At 70.8% G+C, this 20,613-nt stretch carries 18 protein-coding genes; 12 read left to right on the top strand and 6 right to left on the bottom strand.

Annotated elements, in window-relative coordinates:
* The first annotated feature begins 74 nt into the window (after positions 1-74).
* The 4 genes from ACWCSU_RS40895 to ACWCSU_RS40880 all read left to right on the top strand — a co-directional run bounded on the left by ACWCSU_RS40895 (position 75) and on the right by ACWCSU_RS40880 (position 4,510).
* Positions 75-1,514 (top strand): acetyl-CoA acetyltransferase, encoded by a 1,440-nt coding sequence (locus tag ACWCSU_RS40895; RefSeq protein ID WP_449942061.1) that lies wholly within the window; start codon positions 75-77, stop codon positions 1,512-1,514.
* A gap of 129 nt (positions 1,515-1,643) precedes the next feature.
* On the top strand, positions 1,644-2,519 hold the full coding sequence (locus tag ACWCSU_RS40890) for a hypothetical protein (protein ID WP_397037970.1): 876 nt from the start codon (positions 1,644-1,646) through the stop codon (positions 2,517-2,519).
* Between the two features lie 101 nt (positions 2,520-2,620).
* Positions 2,621-3,577 (top strand): zinc-binding dehydrogenase, encoded by a 957-nt coding sequence (locus ACWCSU_RS40885; RefSeq protein WP_449942060.1) that lies wholly within the window; start codon positions 2,621-2,623, stop codon positions 3,575-3,577.
* Between the two features lie 75 nt (positions 3,578-3,652).
* The gene (locus ACWCSU_RS40880; protein ID WP_357697349.1) at positions 3,653-4,510 is read left to right on the top strand and encodes an oxygenase MpaB family protein; all 858 of its coding nucleotides are present in this window, start codon (positions 3,653-3,655) and stop codon (positions 4,508-4,510) included.
* Between the two features lie 61 nt (positions 4,511-4,571).
* On the opposite strand, the gene ACWCSU_RS40875 is transcribed toward ACWCSU_RS40880, so the two are convergent.
* The 5 genes from ACWCSU_RS40875 to ACWCSU_RS40855 all read right to left on the bottom strand — a co-directional run bounded on the left by ACWCSU_RS40875 (position 4,572) and on the right by ACWCSU_RS40855 (position 10,957).
* On the bottom strand, positions 4,572-5,300 hold the full coding sequence (locus ACWCSU_RS40875; RefSeq protein WP_357697351.1) for a PadR family transcriptional regulator: 729 nt from the start codon (positions 5,298-5,300) through the stop codon (positions 4,572-4,574).
* The gene (locus ACWCSU_RS40870; protein ID WP_357697353.1) at positions 5,297-6,100 is read right to left on the bottom strand and encodes a DUF4097 family beta strand repeat-containing protein; all 804 of its coding nucleotides are present in this window, start codon (positions 6,098-6,100) and stop codon (positions 5,297-5,299) included. Before ACWCSU_RS40870 ends, ACWCSU_RS40875 begins: the two co-directional genes overlap by 4 nt.
* A 99-nt stretch (positions 6,101-6,199) precedes the next feature.
* Complete coding sequence (locus tag ACWCSU_RS40865) at positions 6,200-6,379, bottom strand: DUF6104 family protein (RefSeq protein WP_352323532.1); 180 nt, start codon at positions 6,377-6,379, stop codon at positions 6,200-6,202.
* A gap of 90 nt (positions 6,380-6,469) precedes the next feature.
* On the bottom strand, positions 6,470-10,108 hold the full coding sequence (locus ACWCSU_RS40860) for a multifunctional oxoglutarate decarboxylase/oxoglutarate dehydrogenase thiamine pyrophosphate-binding subunit/dihydrolipoyllysine-residue succinyltransferase subunit (RefSeq protein WP_357697355.1): 3,639 nt from the start codon (positions 10,106-10,108) through the stop codon (positions 6,470-6,472).
* Between the two features lie 204 nt (positions 10,109-10,312).
* Positions 10,313-10,957 carry a B3/B4 domain-containing protein gene (locus ACWCSU_RS40855; protein WP_449942059.1) on the bottom strand — a complete coding sequence of 215 codons (645 nt, stop codon included), beginning with the start codon at positions 10,955-10,957 and terminating at the stop codon, positions 10,313-10,315.
* Positions 10,958-11,032: 75 nt separating this feature from the next.
* Between ACWCSU_RS40855 and ACWCSU_RS40850 the strand changes: the two genes are divergently transcribed.
* Positions 11,033-11,614: a winged helix-turn-helix domain-containing protein gene (locus tag ACWCSU_RS40850; protein WP_449942058.1), complete on the top strand. Its 582-nt coding sequence runs from the start codon at positions 11,033-11,035 to the stop codon at positions 11,612-11,614.
* Positions 11,611-12,900: an MFS transporter gene (locus ACWCSU_RS40845; RefSeq protein WP_449942057.1), complete on the top strand. Its 1,290-nt coding sequence runs from the start codon at positions 11,611-11,613 to the stop codon at positions 12,898-12,900. The genes ACWCSU_RS40850 and ACWCSU_RS40845 overlap by 4 nt, the downstream gene beginning before the upstream one ends.
* On the opposite strand, the gene ACWCSU_RS40840 is transcribed toward ACWCSU_RS40845, so the two are convergent.
* Positions 12,848-13,693, bottom strand: a complete 846-nt coding sequence (locus ACWCSU_RS40840; protein WP_364085439.1) for a glutathione S-transferase family protein — start codon at positions 13,691-13,693, stop codon at positions 12,848-12,850. The genes ACWCSU_RS40845 and ACWCSU_RS40840 overlap by 53 nt on opposite strands.
* Positions 13,694-13,739: 46 nt before the next feature.
* Here ACWCSU_RS40840 and ACWCSU_RS40835 point away from each other — a divergent pair, with 46 nt between their 5' ends.
* The 6 genes from ACWCSU_RS40835 to ACWCSU_RS40810 all read left to right on the top strand — a co-directional run bounded on the left by ACWCSU_RS40835 (position 13,740) and on the right by ACWCSU_RS40810 (position 20,607).
* Positions 13,740-14,798 carry an MBL fold metallo-hydrolase gene (locus ACWCSU_RS40835; RefSeq protein WP_449942056.1) on the top strand — a complete coding sequence of 353 codons (1,059 nt, stop codon included), beginning with the start codon at positions 13,740-13,742 and terminating at the stop codon, positions 14,796-14,798.
* Positions 14,799-14,853: 55 nt separating this feature from the next.
* Positions 14,854-15,726 carry an SDR family oxidoreductase gene (locus ACWCSU_RS40830; RefSeq protein ID WP_449942055.1) on the top strand — a complete coding sequence of 291 codons (873 nt, stop codon included), beginning with the start codon at positions 14,854-14,856 and terminating at the stop codon, positions 15,724-15,726.
* A 178-nt stretch (positions 15,727-15,904) separates the two neighbouring features.
* Positions 15,905-17,062, top strand: a complete 1,158-nt coding sequence (locus ACWCSU_RS40825; RefSeq protein ID WP_357697369.1) for an ROK family transcriptional regulator — start codon at positions 15,905-15,907, stop codon at positions 17,060-17,062.
* 10 nt (positions 17,063-17,072) lie between these two features.
* The gene (locus ACWCSU_RS40820) at positions 17,073-18,557 is read left to right on the top strand and encodes a sugar ABC transporter ATP-binding protein (protein WP_449942054.1); all 1,485 of its coding nucleotides are present in this window, start codon (positions 17,073-17,075) and stop codon (positions 18,555-18,557) included.
* A complete protein-coding gene (locus ACWCSU_RS40815; protein ID WP_449942053.1) occupies positions 18,557-19,564 on the top strand; it encodes an ABC transporter permease in 1,008 nt (335 codons plus the stop codon). The genes ACWCSU_RS40820 and ACWCSU_RS40815 overlap by 1 nt, the downstream gene beginning before the upstream one ends.
* Positions 19,561-20,607 carry a substrate-binding domain-containing protein gene (locus ACWCSU_RS40810; RefSeq protein ID WP_397037952.1) on the top strand — a complete coding sequence of 349 codons (1,047 nt, stop codon included), beginning with the start codon at positions 19,561-19,563 and terminating at the stop codon, positions 20,605-20,607. Before ACWCSU_RS40815 ends, ACWCSU_RS40810 begins: the two co-directional genes overlap by 4 nt.
* The last annotated feature ends 6 nt before the right edge of the window (positions 20,608-20,613 follow it).

The following is a 20,613-nucleotide window of genomic DNA, read 5'->3' as shown; positions in this document are numbered from 1 at the left end:
GTGGCAATACCGGTAACGCTTATTACCAAACGCCGACACTTATCAACCGAATGTTGTTCTGGTTGGATGTGCGCATGGATCCACGCACCCCCTGTCTCATCGGCATCGCCCAACGGACCATTCGCGATCAGCCCGGCCCCGAACCGCTCGACCTGTGGGAGTCGGTCGCCCGCGAGGCGGCCGAGGACGCCCGGCTCCCCCTCGGACGGCTCGACTCGATCCAGGTCGTGTACACCGACTCCTGGCAGTACGACTCCCCGACCGGACGGCTGGCCGAGCGTCTGGGCGCCACCCCGCGCCACCAGTCCTACTCCAAGGTCAGCGGCACGGCTCCGCAGCTCCTCGTCGGCGAGGCCGCGGCCCGGATCGCGGCGGGCGAGCTGGACTGCGCGCTGATCACCGGGGCCGAGGCGCTGGCCACCCGGCGGGCCTACCGGCAGGCGGGCGAGCACGTGCCGTGGAGCCATGCCGCCGACCCCAAGCCGCCCTACGGCTGGGAACGTCCGCCGCACCCCGCCGAGCTGGCGCACGAGCTGTTCCTGCCGGTGCACACGTACGCGATCATGGAGACCGCGCGGCGGGCGGCGGCCGGGATGACGGTCGAGGAGGAGATGCTCGACCGTGGACGGATGATGGCGCCGATGACCGAGGTGGCCGCGGCCAACCCGTACGCGTGGCGGCGGTCCGTGCGCACGCCCGAGGAACTGGTGAAGGGCAACAGATTCGTCGGCTGGCCGTACACCAGGAACACCGTGGCCGTCATGGAGGTCGACCAGGCGGCGGCCGTCGTCCTGACCTCCGCGGAGCTGGCCGACCGCCTCGGGGTGCCGGACGAGCGGCGGGTCCACCTGCGCGGCTGGGCGTACGCGGAGGACACCTGGGAGGTGGCGGCCCGGCCCGCGCTCGGCTCCTCGCAGGCGATCGGGGCCGCCGCGGAGGCCGCCTTCCGCCGCGCCGGGCTCGGCCTCGGCGACATGGACGCCCTCGACCTGTACAGCTGCTTCGCCGTCGCGCTGCGGCAGGCGTGCGACGCGATCGGGCTCGACCCGTTCGACCGGCGCGGCCTGACGGTCACCGGCGGCCTGCCGTACGCCGGCGGCCCGTCCAGCGACTACGTGCTGCACTCGACGGCCACGATGGCCGGGCTGCTGCGCGCGCGGCCGGGGCACGGGCTGGTGACCGGCGTGGGGATGCACCTGACGAAGCACACGTACGCGGTGTGGTCCAGCGAGCCGGGAGGGCTCCTGGGGGACGCCACGCCGGTGTTCACGGCGTCCGGGGTGCCCGTGGTGGACGCGTACGCCGGCCCTGCCGCCGTGGCCGGGTACACGGTCGCGCACGGCCGGGACGGCGGGCCGGAGAAGGGCATCCTCGTCGTGGACCTGCCGGACGGCGGGCGGGCGCACGCGCACGTGCTGGAGCCGGAGCTGCTGGCCGACGCCATGTCCAGGGAGCTGGTGGGGCAGCGGGTCGAGCTGGTCACCGACGGCAGGCTCAACATCGCCACCTGGTGAGCCCGGGAGGTTGTGAAGTTGTGACCTCGGACGGCGACTTCGCCGGGTCCGAGGGCTTGCGCGGGTGGAGGTCGCTCAACTGAACTGGGAGTGAAGGGCGCAACCCGCACTAACCCGGCGAGGCACGTCGTGTCCGACCAGTTCGACGTCATCGAGGCAGGTGGGCGTGGCCGCCGCCGATGGATCGGGCTGGCGTCGGTGGTGGCCCTGCTGGTGATCCCGGCCGTCAGCCTGCTGCTCAGCCGCGACCCGCAGCCGCCGCCGGCGCCGTCCGCCACCGCGCCCATCCGGTCCCTCACGACGATCGACAACGGCCCCAGCACCTTGCGGATCCCGGCCAGGACCAAGGGACGGGACGAGATCATCGACGTCGTCTTCCCCGACGGGCTGAAGGCCGAGGTGCGCTATCCGGCCGACCTCGACCTCAACGAGCTGGGGGTGCGGCCGTTCCAGGGGGCGTGGATAGACGGGCAGTTCCGGCAGTTCGGCGTGCCGTACAACGGGGTCGCCGAGGTGACCGGCGGCGGCCGGCCGATCAGGAGCTACGGCCCCGGCGTCACCCTGTGGCCGCGTCAGCCCGGCGGGGGGAGCGGGCAGGTGCTGCTGTTCTCGTTCGGACGGTGGCGGGTGGCGATGCAGGACCGGGGCGAGGGGCTGACCTTCGACCAGCGCACGGCCCTGGCGCGGGAGCTGCGCGGGAAGGTGACCAGGGACGGCTACCTCGTGCTGTCGGGCAAGGGGTCGGTGCGGCTGGCCGGGCCGGGGGCCACGGTGCAGGGGGATCCGGCCGGGCCGCAGCTCTGGTTCGGCGGGGGAGTGCGGGAGATGGTCGTGCTGGTGCCCACGCCCGACTGCGCGGAGAAGGCCCGGCTGCCGAAGGTGATCGAGGGGCGCGGGCGTCCGGGCGAGTGGACGTGCCGGGGGGACGTGGAGGTCGCCGTCGCCGGCCCCGAGGACTTCAGACGCCGCGCCCTGGCGGGGATCCGGGTGAAGGTCGAACGCTGACAGGCGGGCCAGGGGGCCCGGGTGAAGGTCGAACGCCGGCAAGGCGTCGCGCGGCGGGGCGGTGCCGTGGGTGGCGGTGGGCCGGTTAGTAAGGTGCGGCCATGTTCGCCGTAACCGCCACACAGACCGATCCCGACAATCCGCTCGCCGGGCTGACGCTCGGTGAGCACCCCGACCCCGAGGCGCCCGACGGCTGGACGACCGTCTCCGTACGCGCCGCCGCCCTCAACCACCACGACCTGTGGACGCTCAAGGGCGTGGGCATCAGGAAGGACCGCCTGCCGATCGTGCTCGGCTGCGACGCCGCCGGCGTGGACGAGGACGGCAACGACGTCATCGTGCACGCGGTCATCGGCACGGGCGCGGACGAGACGCTCGACCCCAGGCGCTCCCTGCTGTCGGAGGTGTACGACGGGACGTTCGCCGAGCGGGTGGCCGTGCCGCGGCGCAACCTCGTGCCCAAGCCGGCCGCACTCAGCTTCGAGGAGGCCGCCTGCCTGCCGACGGCCTGGCTGACCGCCTACCGCATGCTGTTCGACAAGGCGGGGCTCGAACCGGGCTCGACCGTGCTGGTGCAGGGGGCCGGCGGCGGCGTCGCCACCGCGCTCGTCGCGCTCGGCCGGGCGGGCGGCTTCCGGGTCTGGGCGACCAGCCGCTCGGAGGAGAAGCGTGAGCGGGCCCGCGAACTCGGCGCCGACCAGGTCTTCGAGACCGGCGCGCGGCTGCCCGAGCGGGTGGACGCGGTCATGGAGACCGTCGGCCAGGCCACCTGGGACCATTCGCTCAAGTCGCTCAGGCCGGGCGGCCGCATCGTGGTCTCCGGGGCCACCAGCGGCGCGGTCCCGCCCGCCGACCTCAACCGTGTCTTCTTCCTGCAGCTCTCGGTGGTCGGCACCACCATGGGCACGCGCGACCAGCTCCAGCGGCTGGCGGTGTTCCTGGAGCAGACCGGCGTGCGGCCGGTGATCGACCGCACGCTGCCGATGGCCGAGGCCCGCGACGGCTTCGCCGCCATGGCCGAAGGGGAGATCTTCGGAAAGATCGTCTTTGCCGGCTGAATAAGTGAAGGGTTACTTGTCCGCCTTCCGGGTGATACACGAAGAATGAGGCCGTATCACCCTGGAGGCGTCACCATGGACGTGGAGCCGTTCGGCCCGGGTTCGATGCACTGGGAGACCGCGGGCGAATACCGCAACCTGCTCGTGGCCGGCAGCGCGCTGGTCCTGCAGACCATGCATCCGGCGGTCGGCGCGGCCGTGGCACAGCACTCGACGTACAAGGACGACCCGTGGGGGCGGCTCAACCGCACGCTCGCCTCCGTCCAGAAGTGGGTCTACGGCGGGGAGGGCGGCCTGGCCGAGGGGCGGCGGCTGCGCGAGCTGCACCGGTCCATCAGCGGCGTGGACGAGCACGGCCGCGCCTACCACGCCCTGAACGGCGAGGCGTGGGCCTGGGTGCACCTGTCGCTGTTCGAGCGGTTCGTCACGCTCAACCGCTACTTCGGCACCCCGTACACCGAGGAGCAGCAACGCCGCATGTACGCCGAGTCGCGCCGGCTCGGCGCGATCCTGCACGTGCCGGAGCGGGAGATGCCGGCGGATCTGGAGGCGTTCTGGCGCTACTTCGACATGATGATCGCCGAGCGGCTGGAGCCGCACCCGACCGCGCTGGAGGTGCTCGCCGTGATGCGCGGCACGCCCGCCCCGCCCGGCCTGCCGAGGCCGCTGCGCCGCCTGTGGACGCCGGTGGGGCTGGGGTCGGGGGAGTTCAACCACTTCGTCACCGTCGGCACCCTGCCGCCGGCCGCCCGCAGGAAGCTCGGCCTGCGCTGGACGGCCCGGGACGAGCGGCGGCTGCGGCACCTCGGGCACGCGGTGGCGATGCTGACCGCGCGCCTGCCCGAGCGGTTGCGCTACATGCCGGTCGCCTACCACGCCCGCAGGGCGGCCCGCGGCCTCGAACGCCCGGCACGCTCACTGCGCTCCGCCTGACGACGCCTCACCGGCGGCCAGGCAGGCGGCTCAGCGGCGGCCAGTGGCGGCCAGTGGCGGCTCAGCGTTCGAGGATGTCGCGGATGCGGGCGGACGCCTCGTCGAGCACGGCGTGCAGCTCGGCCAGCTTCTGCGTGGTCAGGGCGGCGTCGGCGGCCTCCGTGCGGGCCTGGGCCACGAAGTCGGCCAGCAGCTCGCCCAGCTCGCTGTCGAGCTCGATGCGGCGCACGGTGTCGCCGCCGAGCGTGGTCCAGATGTCCGACCAGATCCGGCGCCACTCGCCGGCCAGCCGGTCGCTCTCCACCTGCCACTGGCTGGCGTGCGCCATCCACTGCCGCTTCTGCTGCTCCTTGAGCTGTTTGAGGTCTTCGGCCCGGGTCTTGGCGCTGTCGCGGGTGCCGGTGCGGACGTCTTTGGCCATCCGGGTCAGCTCGTCGCGCAGCGACTTCACCGTGTCGCGGACGTCCTCCTTGACCTCGCGGGCGATGTCGCGCACCGAGGCGGAGATCTCCTGCTCCAAGTCGTCGAGCTCGTCGAGCCGGGCGTTGAGCTCCTCGCGGCCCTTGTCGGTGATGGAGAAGACCTTCTTGCCGTCGACGACCTCGTGCGTGACCAGGCCCTCCTCCTCCAGGCGGGCCAGGCGCGGGTAGATCGTGCCGGGGGAGGGCGAGTAGACGCCGAGGAAGCGGTCCTGGAGCAGCCGGATGACCTCGTAGCCGTGCCGCGGGCTCTCCTCCAGCAGCTTGAGCAGGTACAGCCGGAGCCGGCCGTGACCGAAGACAGGGCTCATTCCTTCTCTCCCTTGAGCAACGCGACCTCGCCCGAGACGGTGTACGCCGACAGTGAGGCCATGCCGCCGCCCAGCCGCCCGGACAGCGTCTTGGAGCCGGGGCTGTTGGCCGCCGACAGCCCGTCGAACGTCGAGCTCAGCCGGCCGGAGGTGGATCTCATGCTGACGTCGGACTCGGCGTTCTCCGGCACCCGCACCAGGATGGCACCCGAGACGCTGTTGAGCGTCACGTGACTCGTTGGCCGGAGCCTCAGGTCGGCGGTGATGCGGCCGGACACCGTGCTGGCCTTGAGCCGGCGCGGGCTGCCGTCGGCCAGCGTCAGCTCGCCCGAGACGGTCTTCAACGCCAGGTCGCCCTCCATGGCCCGGCTCTCGATCGAGCCGGAGACCGTCGTGGCGCTCACCTCGCCGCTCACGCCGTCGAGGACGACCTCGGAGGACACGCTCTTGACCCGGGTGGAACGCTCGAACCCGGCCAGCACCGTGGACGCCGAGACCACCTCGGTGCTCACCCTGCATCCCTTGGGCACGGTGAGGGTCAGGTTGGTCCTGCGCCGGTCGCGCCGCAGCCAGGTGAGCAGGCCGTCCAGGGTCAGGCCCTCGTAGGTGACGACCAGTTCCTTGGTCACCGCGTCGTAGCTGACCAGCAGCGGCGCGGCCGACTCGATCTCCGTCAGCTCCAGCGTGGGCGGGCCCTCGCTGGCCAGGACGGCCAGCCTGCCCGCGACGATCCGCACGTCAAGTGACTCCACCGGCCCGAACGTGAGCTGCTCAGGGGCCTCCAGCGTCCACTTCTCCATGAACGTATGCCTCCTCGACGAGTACGTCTGCTACAAGAACACGATATGTCGCGTTACTCGAAAACTCAAGATGTATCGCGTCTGGAGGGCCGGTTCGCGTCAGTCGTCGTCCTCGTCGTCGAGGCGGGCCAGCCAGGTGGCCAGCCGCTCGATCGGGGTCTCGAACTCGGGGTTGAGATCGACGAACTCGCGCAGCCGCTCGCCCAGCCAGAGCACGCTGACCTCTTCCTCGCCCCGCCGATCGACCAGCTCCTCGATGCCTCGATCGGTGAAGTACATGGGTTTCTCCTTCGTGCGGGCAGGGCCTCACCCCCACCGGTCAACACAGAAGCCCCCGGCCGGACGGCCGGGGGCTCTCTGGCGGCCTGCTCAGCCGAAGAGCTGGTGGAGGATCTCCTCCAGCTCGGTGTCGTGCGAGTTGTGCGAACCCGTCGCAGGCGAGCTGTTCGGGGTGCGCGAGACGCGACGGAGAGACCGGCCGCCGAGCGTCTGCGGGTCTTCGGCCAGCTTCAGCGTCAGGTAGGGCCACGGGCCCATGTTCACCGGCTCGTCCTGTGCCCACACCAGCTCGGCCTGCTGCCCGTAACGGGCCAGCTCGGCGGTGAGCTCCTCGGTCGGGAACGGGTAGAGCCGCTCAAGCCGGACGATCGCGACGTCGTCGCGGCCCGTCTTGTCACGCTGCGCGGCCAGGTCGTAGTAGAGCTTGCCCGAGACCAGGACGACCCGGGTGACCTTGGCCGGATCGACCGTGGTGTCGCCGATGACCGGCTGGAAGGTGCCGGTGGTGAAGTCGGAGGCCTTCGACGTGGCCGCCTTGTGCCGCAGCAGCGACTTGGGCGTGAAGACCACCATCGGCTTGTGCCGGTTGGACTCCACCTGCCAGCGCAGCAGGTGGAAGTAGTTGGCCGGCGTGGACGGCTGCGCGACCGTCATGTTGTCGAGCGCGCAGACCTGCAGGAACCGTTCGATCCTGGCCGAGGAGTGGTCGGGACCCTGACCCTCGAAGCCGTGCGGCAGCAGCAGCACGACCGACGACCGCTGACCCCACTTCTGCTCACCGGACGAGATGAACTCGTCGATGATCGTCTGGGCGCCGTTGACGAAGTCGCCGAACTGCGCCTCCCAGGCCACCAGGGCATCGGGACGCACGACGCTGTAGCCGTACTCGAAGCCGAGCGCCGCGAACTCGCTGAGCAGCGAGTCGTAGATGTAGAACTTCGTGGTGCCCTCGTTGAACTGCTTCAACGGGGTGTGGTCGGCGCCGGTCATCCGGTCGACCAGCACCGCGTGCCGCTGGGTGAACGTGCCGCGCCGGGAGTCCTGGCCGACCAGGCGCACCGGGTGGCCGTCGATCAGCAGCGAGCCGAACGCCAGCGTCTCGCCCATCGCCCAGTCGATCGAGTCGGTCTCGACCATCTGGCCGCGGCGCTGCAGCACCGGCGCCAGGCGCGGGTGCGGCGTGAAGCCGTCGGGCAGGTTGAGCTGGGTGTCGACGATGCGCTTGAGCGTCTCGTCGCTGATCGCCGTCGGCGTGTCGGCGTGGGACCACTTGACGACCTCGGCCGGGGGCACCCGCATGGCGGCCGCCTCCTTGGGCTTCTTGGCCGCCTCGCGCGTCTCGGTGAACGCCTGCTCCAGCTTGGCCTGGTAGTCGCGCAGCGCCGACTCGGCCTCCTCGACCGTGATGTCGCCCCGGCCGATCAGCGCCTCGGTGTAGAGCTTGCGGGTCGAGCGCTTGGCGTCGATCAGGTCGTACATCAGCGGCTGGGTGAAGGCGGGGTTGTCGCCCTCGTTGTGGCCGCGGCGGCGGTAGCAGATGAGGTCGATGACGACGTCCTTGCGGAACGCCTGGCGGTATTCGTAGGCCAGCTGGCCCACGCGCACCACGGCCTCGGGGTCGTCGCCGTTGACGTGGAAGATCGGCGCCTGGATCATCCGCGCGACGTCGGTCGCGTAGACCGACGAGCGGGAGGAGGCCGGCGAGGTGGTGAAGCCCACCTGGTTGTTGACCACCACGTGCACGGTGCCGCCGGTGCGGTAGCCGCGCAGCTGCGACAGGTTGAGCGTCTCGGCCACCACGCCCTGGCCGGCGAAGGCCGCGTCGCCGTGGACGAGGACGGGAAGGACGGTGAAGCCCTCCTCGCCGCGCTCCAGGAGGTCCTGCTTGGCGCGGACGACGCCCTCCAGCACCGGGTCGACCGCCTCCAGGTGGGAGGGGTTGGCCACCACGGACGCGGTGATCGTCTTGCCGCTGGGCGCGGTGAACTCGCCGCTCGCGCCCAGGTGGTACTTGACGTCGCCGGAGCCGTGGGCGGTGCGCGGGTCGATGTTGCCCTCGAACTCGCCGAAGATCTGCGCGTAGGACTTGCCCACGATGTTGGCCAGCACGTTGAGCCGGCCGCGGTGGGCCATGCCGATGACGACCTCGTCGAGGCCCTCGTCGGCGGCATCGCTGATCACCGAGTCGAGCAGCGGGATCAGGGACTCGCCGCCCTCCAGCGAGAAGCGCTTCTGGCCGACGAACTTCGTCTGCAGGAACGTCTCGAACGCCTCGGCGGTGTTGAGCCGGGACAGGATGTTGAGCTGCTCGTCGCGCTCGGGAGAGGCGTGCGGCTTCTCCACCCGCGCCTGGATCCAGGCCCGCTCCTCGGGGTTCTGGATGTGCATGTACTCGATGCCGACCGTGCGGCAGTAGGAGTCGCGCAGCACGCCCAGGATCTCGCGGAGCTTCATCAGCGCACGGCCGCCGAAACCGCCGGTGGCGAACTCGCGCTCAAGGTCCCACAAGGTCAGCCCGTGGGACTGGATGTCCAGGTCGGGGTGCTTGCGCTGCTTGTACTCCAGCGGGTCGGTCTCGGCCATCAGGTGGCCGCGCACGCGGTAGGCGTGGATCAGCTCGATGACCCGGGCCGACTTGGCCACGTCGTCGTCGTGCGAGGCCGAGATGTCCTGGACCCAGCGCACCGGCTCGTACGGGATGCGCAGCGCCTCGAAGATCTCGTCGTAGAAGCCGTCCTCGCCGAGCAGCAGCCGGTGGATCTGGCGCAGGAAGTCGCCCGACTGGGCGCCCTGGATGATCCGGTGGTCGTAGGTGCTGGTCAGCGTCATGACCTTGGAGACGGCCAGGCGCGAGAGCGTGTCGGGCGAGGCGCCCTGGTACTCGGCCGGGTACTCCATCGCTCCGACGCCGATGATCGTGCCCTGGCCCGGCATCAGGCGCGGGACCGAGTGGACCGTGCCGATCGTGCCGGGGTTGGTCAGCGAGATCGTGGTGCCGGAGAAGTCGTCGACGCCCAGCTTGCCCGCGCGGGCCTTGCGGACGACCTCTTCGTAGGCCACCCAGAACTGGCGGAAGTCCATCTCCTCGGCGCCCTTGATCGAGGGCACGAGGAGCTGGCGCTCACCGTTGCTCTTCTGGACGTCGATCGCCAGGCCGAACCCGACGTGCTCGGGCTTGACCAGCGTCGGCTTGCCGTCGATCTCCGTGTAGGAGTGGTTCATCTCCGGCATCGCCTTCAGCGCCTTGACGATCGCGAAGCCGATCAGGTGCGTGAAGGAGATCTTGCCGCCACGCCCCCGCTTGAGGTGATTGTTGATCACGATGCGGTTGTCGATGAGCAGCTTGGCCGGGATGGCCCGAACGCTGGTCGCCGTGGGGACCGTCAGGGACAGGTCCATGTTGGCGGCCGTGCGTGCGGCGGCGCCGCGCAGCTTCACCTCCTCGGCGCCCTTGGGCACCGGGGTGGCCGGCTGCTTCGGCTTCTCAGCTGCCGGAGGCGCCTTCGGGGGCGCCTTGGGAGGAGCGGGCGCGGTCGCAGTGCCGTTCGCCGCCTCCCTGACCGGGGTACGGCCCGGCCCGCTATCAGGGTTGTAGTCAGCGAAGAAGTTCCACCAGGCCTTGTCGACAGACTCTGGATCTTGAAGGTACTTCTGGTACAGCTCGTCGACAAGCCACTCGTTCTGACCAAAGCTTGCCAGCGGGTTTGTCCGCGACGACTCAGACGACACGGCGGAAATCGCCCTCTTCCGCAGATCGGCGTTGATGTTAGAGAACCTGTCCAAGGCTACTCGCCCGGACCGGCAGCGCGCGCCGAAGAGCACGTGCCGCCCCGAACGATCCTCTCAGGACACGCCGAAGAGGTCACGCCCGCCTAGTCAATCCAGGGAGAGTCGCCATTGTTACTGTTTGGTATCAACGTGTGGCCGCCAGGTTTATTTCCCGCCGGGCGCGATTCTGCTGGTGATCCGCACCCCGGGTGACAGCTGCGACAGCAGGTCCGCCAGCTCCTTCCCGGCCTGCTGGAGCTCCTCCATCGACATCGGCTCAAGGCGTTCGAGAAGGAAGATCGCGTTGGTGGTCTCCTCGGTGAGCCGGGTGCGCGCCACCTGACGCCAGTTCCACCGCCGGCAGGTCACGCCGGCGTCGTCGCGCCAGATCACCTCGCCGGGCTCGGGCTGCCCGAGCGCCTCCTCCGAGTGCTCGTCGCCGGTCGCCCGTACCAGCCGGGCCGGGCCCTGGTAGCGGTCGAGGTCCTCGCCGCCGATGGGCAGCGCGTGCTTGACGCTGATCGTGTTGTACGCGTCGACCACCCGGTTGATCTCCGGCAGCGGCATGCGCCGGGTCAGGGCGTCGACCGAGGGCCTGGTGCGCTGCGGCTTGGCGCCGAAGGCGCGGTAGGCGTCCTTCCAGGCGTCGATCTTGTCGCTCTGCACCTCGGCCTGCGACGCCTCGGCCAGCCAGGCGCGGGTGAGGTCGTCGGTGGGGCCGTTCCGCAGGTCGTGGGCCAGCATGACCAGGACGGCGAAGTCGGGGCGCAGGGCGAGGACGGCGTCGTCCACGCGGATGTCGTCGAGCATGCGCCCAGTTTAGAAGGCCGGGAAATTCGCAAAAATCACTTTGCAAAAAAGCCTTTGCGGTCTAGGGTCGTCCTCATGGAGGAGCAGTACAAGATCAGTGACCCGCAGGTGCTCAAAGTGGTCGCCCACCCCCTGCGGGTGCGGCTGCTCGGGCTGCTGCGCAGCGACGGCCCGGCCACCGCCAGCGAGCTGGGGCGCAAGGTGGGGGAGAGCTCCGGCTCGACCAGCTACCACCTGCGCGAGCTGTTCAAGTACGGCTTCATCGAGGAGGACCCCGACCGGCGCGACGGGCGCGAACGCCGCTGGCGGGCCCGCCACCGCTACACCTCCTGGGACAACAGCGAGCTGTCCGGCACCGACGAGGGCCGCGAGGCGGTCCGGATCATGCGCATGCGCCAGGTCGAGGTGCTCGCCCGCGTCAACCAGGACTACGACGAGCGCGAGTGGTCCCCCGAGTGGGTGCGGGCGGCCGGGCTGAGCGACGACATCGTCGAGCTGCCCGCGGCCGGGCTGAGGGAGTTCAACGACCGGGCCATGGAGCTGCTGCGCGACCTCGCCGCCCGCTACTCAGGCGACCCCGAGGCCCGCCAGGTCAACATCTGGATGGGCGGTTTCCCCCGCGACGGTTTTCCCAGCGACAAGGAGCAGGACCGATGACCGCTCGTTCCGCGTTACGGCGCTACATGCTCGTCAGCTTCCTGACCTGGCTGCCGCCCGGGCTCATGGTCGCCTGCATGGTGCTGCTGATGACCGACAGGGGGCTCGGCCTGGCCGAGATCGGCCTGTCGGTGACCGTCTTCTCGGTCGTCACCGCGAGCCTGGAGCTGCCCACGGGCGGCCTGGCCGACGTCGTCGGGCGGCGGATGGTGCTGGCCTGCTCGGCGGTCTTCACCGTGGCAGGGCTCGCGCTGATGAGCGTCTCCACGGCGTTCTGGATGTTCGTGGTCAGCGGCGTGCTCAAGGGGGTGGCCAGGGCCCTGTCCAGTGGTCCGGCGACCTCCTGGTACGTCGACACCCTGCACGAGCTCGAAGGCGAGGGCGCCGACCTCAAGCCGGGCCTGGCGCGCGGCGGCGCGATGGAGTCGGCGGCCCTGTGCGTCGGCGTGCTGGTGGGCGGCGCGGTGCCGCTGCTGGTGCCGCCGGGGCTGATGACGCCGCTGGCCGTGCCGCCCCTGCTGGGGGCGGCGGCGGCCGTCGTGCTGCTGGTCGTGGTGGTGTTCGCGCTGCCGGAGCCGGCGCACGCGCGGCGGTCGCTGGGCGGCGTGCTGCGCGAGGTGCCCGCCACGGTGGTCTCCGGGATCCGGCTGGCGGCCGGGGGCGCGGTGCTGCGCCGCCTGATGCTCGCCGCCGCCGCGTCCGGTGTGCTGCTGATGACGATCGAGCTGCTGACCCCCGGGCGGCTGGCCGAGCTGGCCGGCACCGCCGAGCGCGGCAGCCTGGCCTACGCCGTCGTGGCCGCCCTGGGCTACGCCGCCAGCGCCACGGGCAGCGTGCTCGCCCCTCGCGTGGCGCGCCTGGCCAGGAGCTCGGCCCGGGGGGCCGCCGCGGGCGCGGTGCTCTGCGCGCTGTCGGTCGGCTCGCTGGCCGCCACCGCCGGGCTGGACGGCGTGCCGGGCCTGGTGACGGCCGGGCTGGCCTACCTCGTCATGTTCGCCGGGCTGTCGGTGACCGGGCTGCTCTGCCTGGAGATGCAGCACAACGCGGTGTCCGCCGCCGAGCGCACCACGGTCACCTCGACGTCCTCGCTGTCATTGCAGGCGGGTGGGGTGCTGGCCAACTCCACGCTCGGCCTGCTGGCCGCGCAGACGGGGGCGTCCGCCGCCTGGTGGGTGGCCTCGGGGGTGGTGCTGGCCTCGGCGCTGCTGTTCGTGGCGATGCCGAGGCCGGGGGTCACAGGCTCCAGTCGAGTTCCGGCCCTACCGGAACGATCCTGCTCGGGTTGATGTTCGTCTGGGTCAGGTAGTAGTGGCGCTTGATGTGGTCGAAGTCCGTGGTGTCGCGGAAGGCGGGGATGGCGTAGAGCCTGCGGGCGTACGCCCACAACGCCGGATAGTCCGTCAGCCGCCTGATCGAGCACTTGAAGTGGCCGTGGTAGACCGTGTCGAACCTGACCAGCGTGGTGAACAGCCGCACGTCGCTGTCGGTGAGCGTGTCGAACAGGAACTCCGACTCGGCCAGGCGCACCTCCAGCAGGTCGAGCGTGGTGAACACGCGTGTGACCGCGTCCTCGTACGCCTGCTGCCCGCGCGCGAAGCCGGCCTCGTAGACCGCGTTGTTGAGGCCGTGGTAGAGGCGGTCGTTCATGATGTCGATGTCCGGGCGCAGGCGTTCCGGGTACAGGTCGGGCGCGGTGCCCCACGACGTCTCCAGATCGAGGGTGATCTGTGGGAAGTCGTTGGTGACGATGCGTTCGTCCCGGGCGTCCCAGACGCAGGGCACGGTGTAGCGGCCCGTGTAGCCCGGTTCGGTGGCGTGGTAGAGCTCCGACAGGTACAGCGGGTCCCCGTCGGGGATCCGCCAGCCCTTGTCGTCGCGGACGGGGTCGACGATCGTGACGTCCAGCAGGTCCTCCAGGCGGAGCAGGGCGCGGACGATCAGCACGCGCTGTGCCCACGGGCAGGCGTAGGAGGCGTAGAGCCGGTAACGGCCGGGCTCGGGCGGTCCGAGCCGGTCGGTGAAGCGGTTCGGCTGCCGGACGAAGCGGCCATCGTCTGAGATCTCGCGGCTCAGCTTCATGACCCCTAGTAGAACATGATTCGGGACCAGAACTATATTCGGGGCCATGGCGAAGTTCGTGGTGACTCCTTCCAGCGTGGCGCAGCGTGAGGCATGGGTGAGCGGGGCGGTTCCCGAGGTCGAGCGGGTCCGGCCGGGGTTGTGGTCGATCCCGGTGCCCATTCCGGTCAACCCGCTGCGGTACGTGCTCGTCTACGCCCTTGAACTGCCCGACGGCGTGGCGATCGTGGACGCGGGCTGGAACACCGACGAGGCGTACGACGCCCTCGCCGCCGGGCTGGCCGTGGCCGGTTACGGGATCGCCGACGTCAAGGCCGTCCTGGTCACCCACCTGCACCCCGACCACTACGGCCTGGCGGGGCGCGTCCGCGAGGCGTCGGGCGCCTGGATCGGGCTGCACCCGGCCGACGCGGGCCTCGTGCGCGAGCGGTACGACGACGACGCCATCGACTCGCTCGTCCAGCGCGAGCGGGCCCTGCTCCGGCGCTCCGGCGTGCCCGACCTGAGCCTGGACGAGCTGGCCGGGGCCTCCATGATGATCAGGCACATGGTCACGATGGCCCGTCCCGACCGGCTGATCGAGGACGGCGAGGACCTCGGGCTGCCCGGCTGGGACCTGCGGGCCGTCTGGACCCCCGGGCACACGCCCGGCCACCTGTGCTTCGTCTCGCCGGGGCGCCGGCTGCTGCTCTCCGGCGACCACGTGCTGGCGAAGATCACGCCGATCGTGGCCGTGCACCCCCAGTCGGGCCCGGACCCGCTGGCCGACTACCTCGGCTCGCTGGCCGCCGTGCGCGACCTGGACGTGGACGAGGTGCTGCCCGGCCACGAGTACCGCTTCCTGGAGCTGGCCGGACGCGTCGACCACGTGCTGGCGCACCACGACGAGCGGCTGGCCGAGATCGACCGGGTCGTCGGCGAGGACGACGGCGTGACCTGCTGGGAGGTCGCCACCCGGCTGAGCTGGTCGCGGCCCTGGGAGACGATCCCGCCGTTCATGCGCCGCGCGGCCAACAACGAGACGCTGGCCCACCTGGTGTGGCTGGCCGGACGGGGCAGGGTACGCAGGGAGGAGGGCGAGCCCGAGCTCTGGAGACGCGCCTGAGCCGGTCGGTTATCGTACTCCTACCAGAATGTTGTTCTCTTGCTCTGGAGGTTCGATGCTTCGGTTCGATGACAGGGTCGCGATCATCACGGGCGCCGGGCACGGCCTCGGCAGGGCGCACGCGCTCCTGCTCGCCGAGCGGGGCGCCAAGGTCGTGGTCAACGACCTCGGCGGCGCCCTCGACGGCACCGGCGCCTCCACCGGCCCGGCGGCCGAGGTGGTCGAGCTCATCACCAAGAACGGCGGCCAGGCCGTCGCCAACGCCGACAACGTCGCCACCCCCGAGGGCGCGAGGGCGCTCGTGCAGACGGCCGTCGACGCGTTCGGCGGGGTCGACATCGTCGTCAACAACGCGGGCATCCTGCGCGACCGGTCGTTCGGGAAGATGACGGTCGAGGACTTCGACGGCGTGCTGGCCGTGCACGTACGCGGGTCGTACCTGGTCAGCCAGGCCGCGTACCCGCTGATGAAGGAGGCCGGGCACGGCCGGATCGTCAACACCTCCAGCCCGGCCGGCCTGTTCGGCAACTTCGGCCAGGCCAACTACTCCACGGCCAAGATGGGCCTGGTGGGCCTGACCAAGACGCTGGCCATCGAGGGCGCGCGCAACGGCATCAAGGCCAACGCCATCGCGCCGATCGCCTGGACCAGGATGACCGAGGCGCTGCTGCCGGCCGAGTTCGAGGCGAAGTTCACGCCCGAGCGGGTGAGCGCGCTGGTCGCCTACCTCGCGCACGACTCGTGCGAGTCGAGCGGAGAGGTGTTCACCGTCGGCGGCGGGCGGGTGGCCCGCGTGTTCGTGGCCGAGGGGCCGGGCTGGAAGACCGACGACCTCACGCCCGAGGCGATCGCCGACAACTGGGGATCGGTGATGGCCGAGCAGCCGTACGTGCTGACGGCCGGCGACTCGATGAAGGCCATGCTCTAGCGCCCGCACCTGCCGGAAGCCGGTCACCGCCCGTCCGGGCGGCGGCCGGCTTCCGCGCGTTCGGGGAGGTTTCGGCGGGCGTCACATAACAGGCTTTGTTCGATCTTCGGCATAAGTCTGGGAAGTTCGGTCGAATCAGACTCTTGATTTGCCGCATGAGTGATCTTATTGTTCCCGCATGACCCCCCAGCCGGGCTCGGCTGCCGACGTCCTGACGCTCATCAGCGCCGGATCGGCGACCACCCGTTCCGATCTCGCGCGCCTCACCGGACTGGCCAGATCCACGATCTCCCAGCGCGTCGACGCGCTCATCGAGCGCGGCCTCGTCGAGGAGACCGAGAGCGGCGAGTCCACCGGCGGCCGCCCGCCCCGCCAGCTCCGCCTGCACACCGAGCAGCACGCCTTCGCCGGCGTCGACCTCGGCGCCACCCACTGCCGGGTCGCGCTCATGGACCTGACCGGCGGCCTGCTGGCCGAATGCGAGGACCCGCTGGAGATCGGCGAGGGCCCCGAGAAGGTGCTCGCCCACGTCGACCAGCGGCTCGACCGGCTGCTCGCCGAGGTCGGACGCCCGCGCGCCGCGCTGCGCGCGATGGGCATCGGCGTGCCCGGCCCGGTGGAGTTCGCCACCGGCCGCCCCAACAACCCGCCGATCATGCCCGGCTGGAACGACTACCCCGTCCCCGAGTACTTCGACGGCATCCAGGTGCTGGTCGACAACGACGTCAACGTCATGGCGCTCGGCGAGCACCGCAACGCCTTCGCCGGCACCAGCCACCTGCTGTTCGTCAAGGTCGGCACCGGCATCGGCTGCGGCATCGTGGCCGACGGCAAGCTCCACAGAGGGGCCCAGGGCTCGGCCGGCGACATCGGGCACATCCGCGTCAGCGGCCACGACGACGCCGGCTGCCGTTGCGGCAACAGCGCCTGCCTGGAGGCCGTGGCCGGCGGCGCCGCCATCGCCCGGCGGCTCGCCGAGCTCGGGCTGGCCGCCGAGAGCGGCGCCGACGTCGTCGCGCTCGTCCAGTCGGGCAACACCCAGGCGCTGCGGCTGGTCAGGGAGGCCGGCCGGCTCATCGGCGAGGTGCTGGCCGGGCTGGTCAACTTCTTCAACCCCGAGGTCATCGTCATCGGCGGCGCGCTGTCCCGCGTCCACGAACACCTGCTCGCCGGCATCAGGGAGACGATCTACCGCCGGTCGCTGCCGCTGGCCACCCACCACCTGTCCATCACCCCGAGCCGCACGGGGATCAACGCCGCCGCGCTCGGCGCGGGCCTGCTCGCCATCGAGCACTACCTGTCACCGGACAACATCAACCGCATCGTCAACGCCTGAAGGGGACCCGATGCTGGTCATGAAGGGCATCGTCAAACAGTTCCCCGGCGTGCGCGCGCTCGACGGGGTCGACCTCGACGTACGGGCGGGCGAGGTGCACTGCCTGCTCGGCCAGAACGGCGCGGGCAAGTCCACCCTGATCAAGGTGCTGGCCGGCGCCCACCAGCCCGACGAGGGCACCATCGTCTTCAACGGCGCGCCGGTCCGGCCGAGCAGCCCGATCGACGCCATCCGGCTCGGCTTCGCCACCATCTACCAGGAACTCGACCTCGTCGACGGCCTCAGCGTCGCCGAGAACATCTTCCTCGGCCACGAGCACGCCCGCTTCGGCTTCGTCAACCGCCAGGCCGGCCGCCGGGCCGCCCGCCAGGTGCTGGAACGGCTCGGCCACGGCGAGATCCGCCCGTCCACCGAGGTCGGACGGCTCTCACCGGCCGCCAAGCAGGTCGTCTCGATGGCCCGCGCCCTCTCCCACGACGCCCGCCTGATCATCATGGACGAGCCGTCGGCCGCCCTGGCCCACGACGAGGTCGCCAACCTGTTCCGCATCATCCGCGAGCTCACCGCCCAGGGCGTGGCCGTCGTCTACATCTCCCACCGGCTGGAGGAGATCCGCGAGATCGGCGACCGCGTCACCGTGCTCAAGGACGGGCGCACCGTCGCCGTCGGCCTGCCCGCCCGCGACACGCTCACCGCCCGGATCGTCTCCCTCATGACCGGCCGCAACGTCGAGTACGTCTTCCCGCCCCGCCCCACCCGGCCCCCCGGCGAGGAGGTGCTGCGCGTCGAGAACCTGACCGCGCCCGGCCTGTTCGCCGACGTCTCCTTCTCCGTCCGCGCCGGGGAGATCGTCGGGCTGGCCGGACTCGTCGGCAGCGGACGCTCGGAGATCCTGGAGGCGGTCTACGGCGCCCGTCCGGCCTCCGGCCGCGTCACGCTCGCCGGCCGCCCGGCGAGCCGCCGCGTGACCGGCGCCGTCCGGCAGGGCATGGGCCTGGCCCCCGAGGAACGCAAGGCCCAGGCCCTGATGCTCGACCAGAGCGTCACCGCGAACATCACCCTCGGCACGCTGCCGGAGTTCTCCAGGTTCGGCTGGATCGACCGCCGGCGCGAGCGGGCCGAGGCCGCCCGCCTGGCCGAGCTCCTCGACATCCGCCCGCCCGACCCCGAACGCCCGATCAGGACCCTGTCGGGCGGCAACCAGCAGAAGGCCGTGCTCGCCCGCTGGCTGCTCGGCGGACGCAGGCTGCTGCTGCTCGACGAGCCCACCCGCGGCGTCGACGTCGGCGCCCGCGCCGAACTGTACGCCGTCATCCGCGACCTGGCCGACCAGGGCATCGGCGTGCTGCTGGTCTCCAGCGAGGTGCCCGAGGTGCTCGGCCTGGCCGACCGGGTGCTCGTGCTGCGCGAGGGCGCCGTCATCCACCAGGGCGAGGCGGCCGGCCTGGACGAGCACCGCGTACTCGACATGATCATGGATGGGAGGGCCGCGTGATGAGCGACCCCATTGAGGCGCCCGAACGACCCGCCGCCGGGGTCGCCCGGCCGAGACCGTCCCTGCTGAGCGGGATCGCCGAGGTCCGCCATCTCGGCCTGCTCGGCGCGCTGGCGCTGCTCGTGGTCGTCGGCCTCGTCACCCGGTTCGACAACTTCGCCACCACCTCCAACCTGGTCAGCATCCTCGCCCTGGCCGCCACCATCGGCGTGATCACCGTCGGGGCCACCTTCGTGATCATCGGCGGCGGCATCGACCTGTCCGTCGGCGCGGTCATGGCCCTGGCCTCGGTGTGGGCGACCACACTGGCCACCCAGTCGTACGGGCCGGTGGTGATGGCCGTCTGCGCGATCCTCGTCGGCACCGGGGCCGGGCTGGTCAACGGGCTGCTGATCGCCTACGGGCGGATGGTGCCGTTCATCGCCACCCTCGCCATGCTCGTGGCCGCCCGCGGCCTGGCCCAGCGCATGTCCAACAGGAAGACGCAGCTCATCCAGGTCGAGGGCATCGTGCAGCTGTCCACCACGCGGCTGCTCGGCATCCCGCTGCTGGTCTACGTGTTCGCCCTGGTCGTGGTGCTGGGGTGGATCGTCCTGAACCGCACCACGTTCGGCCGCCGCACGTACGCGGTCGGCGGCAACCCCGAGGCGGCCAGGCTGGCCGGCATCGACGTACGCAGGCACACGATGCTCCTGTACGCCCTGTCCGGCTTCTGCTGCGGCGTCGCCGCGATCCTCATCATGGCCCGCACGACGACAGGCTCGTCCACCCACGGCGACCTGTACGAGCTCGACGCCATCGCCGCCGTCATCATCGGCGGCACCCTGCTCACCGGAGGCCGGGGGACGATCATCGGCTCGATCCTGGGCCTGCTGATCTTCACCCTCATCACGAACCTGTTCATCCTCAACGGGCTCAACACCAGCGACCAGCTGATCGCCAAGGGCCTGATCATCGTCGTCGCCGTCCTTCTCCAGCGGCGGAACCTGAAAGCGAGAGCAATATGAGTGAGAACGTCGCGCGCAGGGGATTCCTCGTCGGCGGGGCGGTGCTGTTAGCTGCGGGCTGCACCAGCAACGAGCCCGCGGCCGCACCCACCTCGGCGGCGCCCGCGCCCGCTCCCGCCGCGAGCGGCAACGACGAACCCGGTCAGAAGGTGACGATCGGCTTCTCCGCCCCGGCCGCCGACCACGGCTGGATCGCGGCCATCGCCAAGAACGCCGAGGCCGCGGCCAAGCAGTTCGGCGACGTCGACTTCAAGCCCGTCGAGCCGACCAACGACATCAACCAGCAGATCTCGGCCGTCGAGTCGCTGATCGCGGCCAAGGTGAACGCCCTGGTCATCCTGCCGAACGACGGCCAGCAGCTCAACCAGGTCGCGCTGCAGGCGGCGCAGGCGGGCATCCCGGTCATCAACCTCGACCGGGTGTTCCCGGACAAGCTGGCCTACCGCACGTGGATCGGCGGCGACAACTACGGCATGGGCGTCGCGGCCGGGCACTACATCGGCAAGCAGCTCAAGGACAAGGGCGTCGCGAACCCGGTGATCGTCGAGATCCAGGGCATCGCCACGCTGCCGCTGACCCAGGACCGCAGCAAGGGCTTCGCCGACGCGCTGAAGACGTACGGGTTCAGTGTCACGGCCAAGCAGGACGCCAAGTTCACCGTCGAGACCGGCAACCAGGTGGCGACCTCGCTGCTGCAGGCGCACAAGAAGATCGACGCCCTGTGGAACCACGACGACGACCAGGGCATCGGCGTGCTGGCCGCCATCAAGGAGGCCAACCGCGACGAGTTCGTCATGGTCGGCGGCGCCGGCTCGCTGAACGCGATGAAGGAGATCCAGGCCGGCACCTCGGTGCTCAAGGCCACCGTCACCTACAGTCCCACGATGGCCTCCTCGGCCATCAGGCTCGCCAGGTTGATCGCGCAGGGCAAGGGCATGAGTGATCTCGTGGAGAACCAGGTCCCCCAGTCGATCACCCTCGCGTCGGAGACGATCACCAAGGAGAACGTCGACAAGTATCTGGCGCTCGGATTCGAATCCTGATCGGGG

This window comes from Nonomuraea sp. NPDC001699 (assembly GCF_053596455.1).
This window is presented reverse-complemented; position numbering and strand designations above follow the sequence as displayed.

Excerpts from the sequence above, each read along its gene's own strand:
- ACWCSU_RS40830 (WP_449942055.1), top strand. The coding sequence starts at position 14,854 with ATGCTTCGGTTCGATGACAGGGTCGCGATCATCACGGGCGCCGGGCAC.
- ACWCSU_RS40885 (WP_449942060.1), top strand. The coding sequence starts at position 2,621 with ATGTTCGCCGTAACCGCCACACAGACCGATCCCGACAATCCGCTCGCC.
- ACWCSU_RS40870 (WP_357697353.1), bottom strand. The coding sequence starts at position 6,100 with ATGGAGAAGTGGACGCTGGAGGCCCCTGAGCAGCTCACGTTCGGGCCG.
- ACWCSU_RS40840 (WP_364085439.1), bottom strand. The coding sequence starts at position 13,693 with ATGAAGCTGAGCCGCGAGATCTCAGACGATGGCCGCTTCGTCCGGCAG.
- ACWCSU_RS40850 (WP_449942058.1), top strand. The coding sequence starts at position 11,033 with ATGGAGGAGCAGTACAAGATCAGTGACCCGCAGGTGCTCAAAGTGGTC.
- ACWCSU_RS40810 (WP_397037952.1), top strand. The coding sequence starts at position 19,561 with ATGAGTGAGAACGTCGCGCGCAGGGGATTCCTCGTCGGCGGGGCGGTG.
- ACWCSU_RS40845 (WP_449942057.1), top strand. The coding sequence starts at position 11,611 with ATGACCGCTCGTTCCGCGTTACGGCGCTACATGCTCGTCAGCTTCCTG.
- ACWCSU_RS40835 (WP_449942056.1), top strand. The coding sequence starts at position 13,740 with ATGGCGAAGTTCGTGGTGACTCCTTCCAGCGTGGCGCAGCGTGAGGCA.
- ACWCSU_RS40820 (WP_449942054.1), top strand. The coding sequence starts at position 17,073 with ATGCTGGTCATGAAGGGCATCGTCAAACAGTTCCCCGGCGTGCGCGCG.
- ACWCSU_RS40815 (WP_449942053.1), top strand. The coding sequence starts at position 18,557 with ATGAGCGACCCCATTGAGGCGCCCGAACGACCCGCCGCCGGGGTCGCC.
- ACWCSU_RS40855 (WP_449942059.1), bottom strand. The coding sequence starts at position 10,957 with ATGCTCGACGACATCCGCGTGGACGACGCCGTCCTCGCCCTGCGCCCC.
- ACWCSU_RS40865 (WP_352323532.1), bottom strand. The coding sequence starts at position 6,379 with ATGTACTTCACCGATCGAGGCATCGAGGAGCTGGTCGATCGGCGGGGC.
- ACWCSU_RS40825 (WP_357697369.1), top strand. The coding sequence starts at position 15,905 with ATGACCCCCCAGCCGGGCTCGGCTGCCGACGTCCTGACGCTCATCAGC.
- ACWCSU_RS40880 (WP_357697349.1), top strand. The coding sequence starts at position 3,653 with ATGGACGTGGAGCCGTTCGGCCCGGGTTCGATGCACTGGGAGACCGCG.
- ACWCSU_RS40875 (WP_357697351.1), bottom strand. The coding sequence starts at position 5,300 with ATGAGCCCTGTCTTCGGTCACGGCCGGCTCCGGCTGTACCTGCTCAAG.
- ACWCSU_RS40895 (WP_449942061.1), top strand. The coding sequence starts at position 75 with ATGGATCCACGCACCCCCTGTCTCATCGGCATCGCCCAACGGACCATT.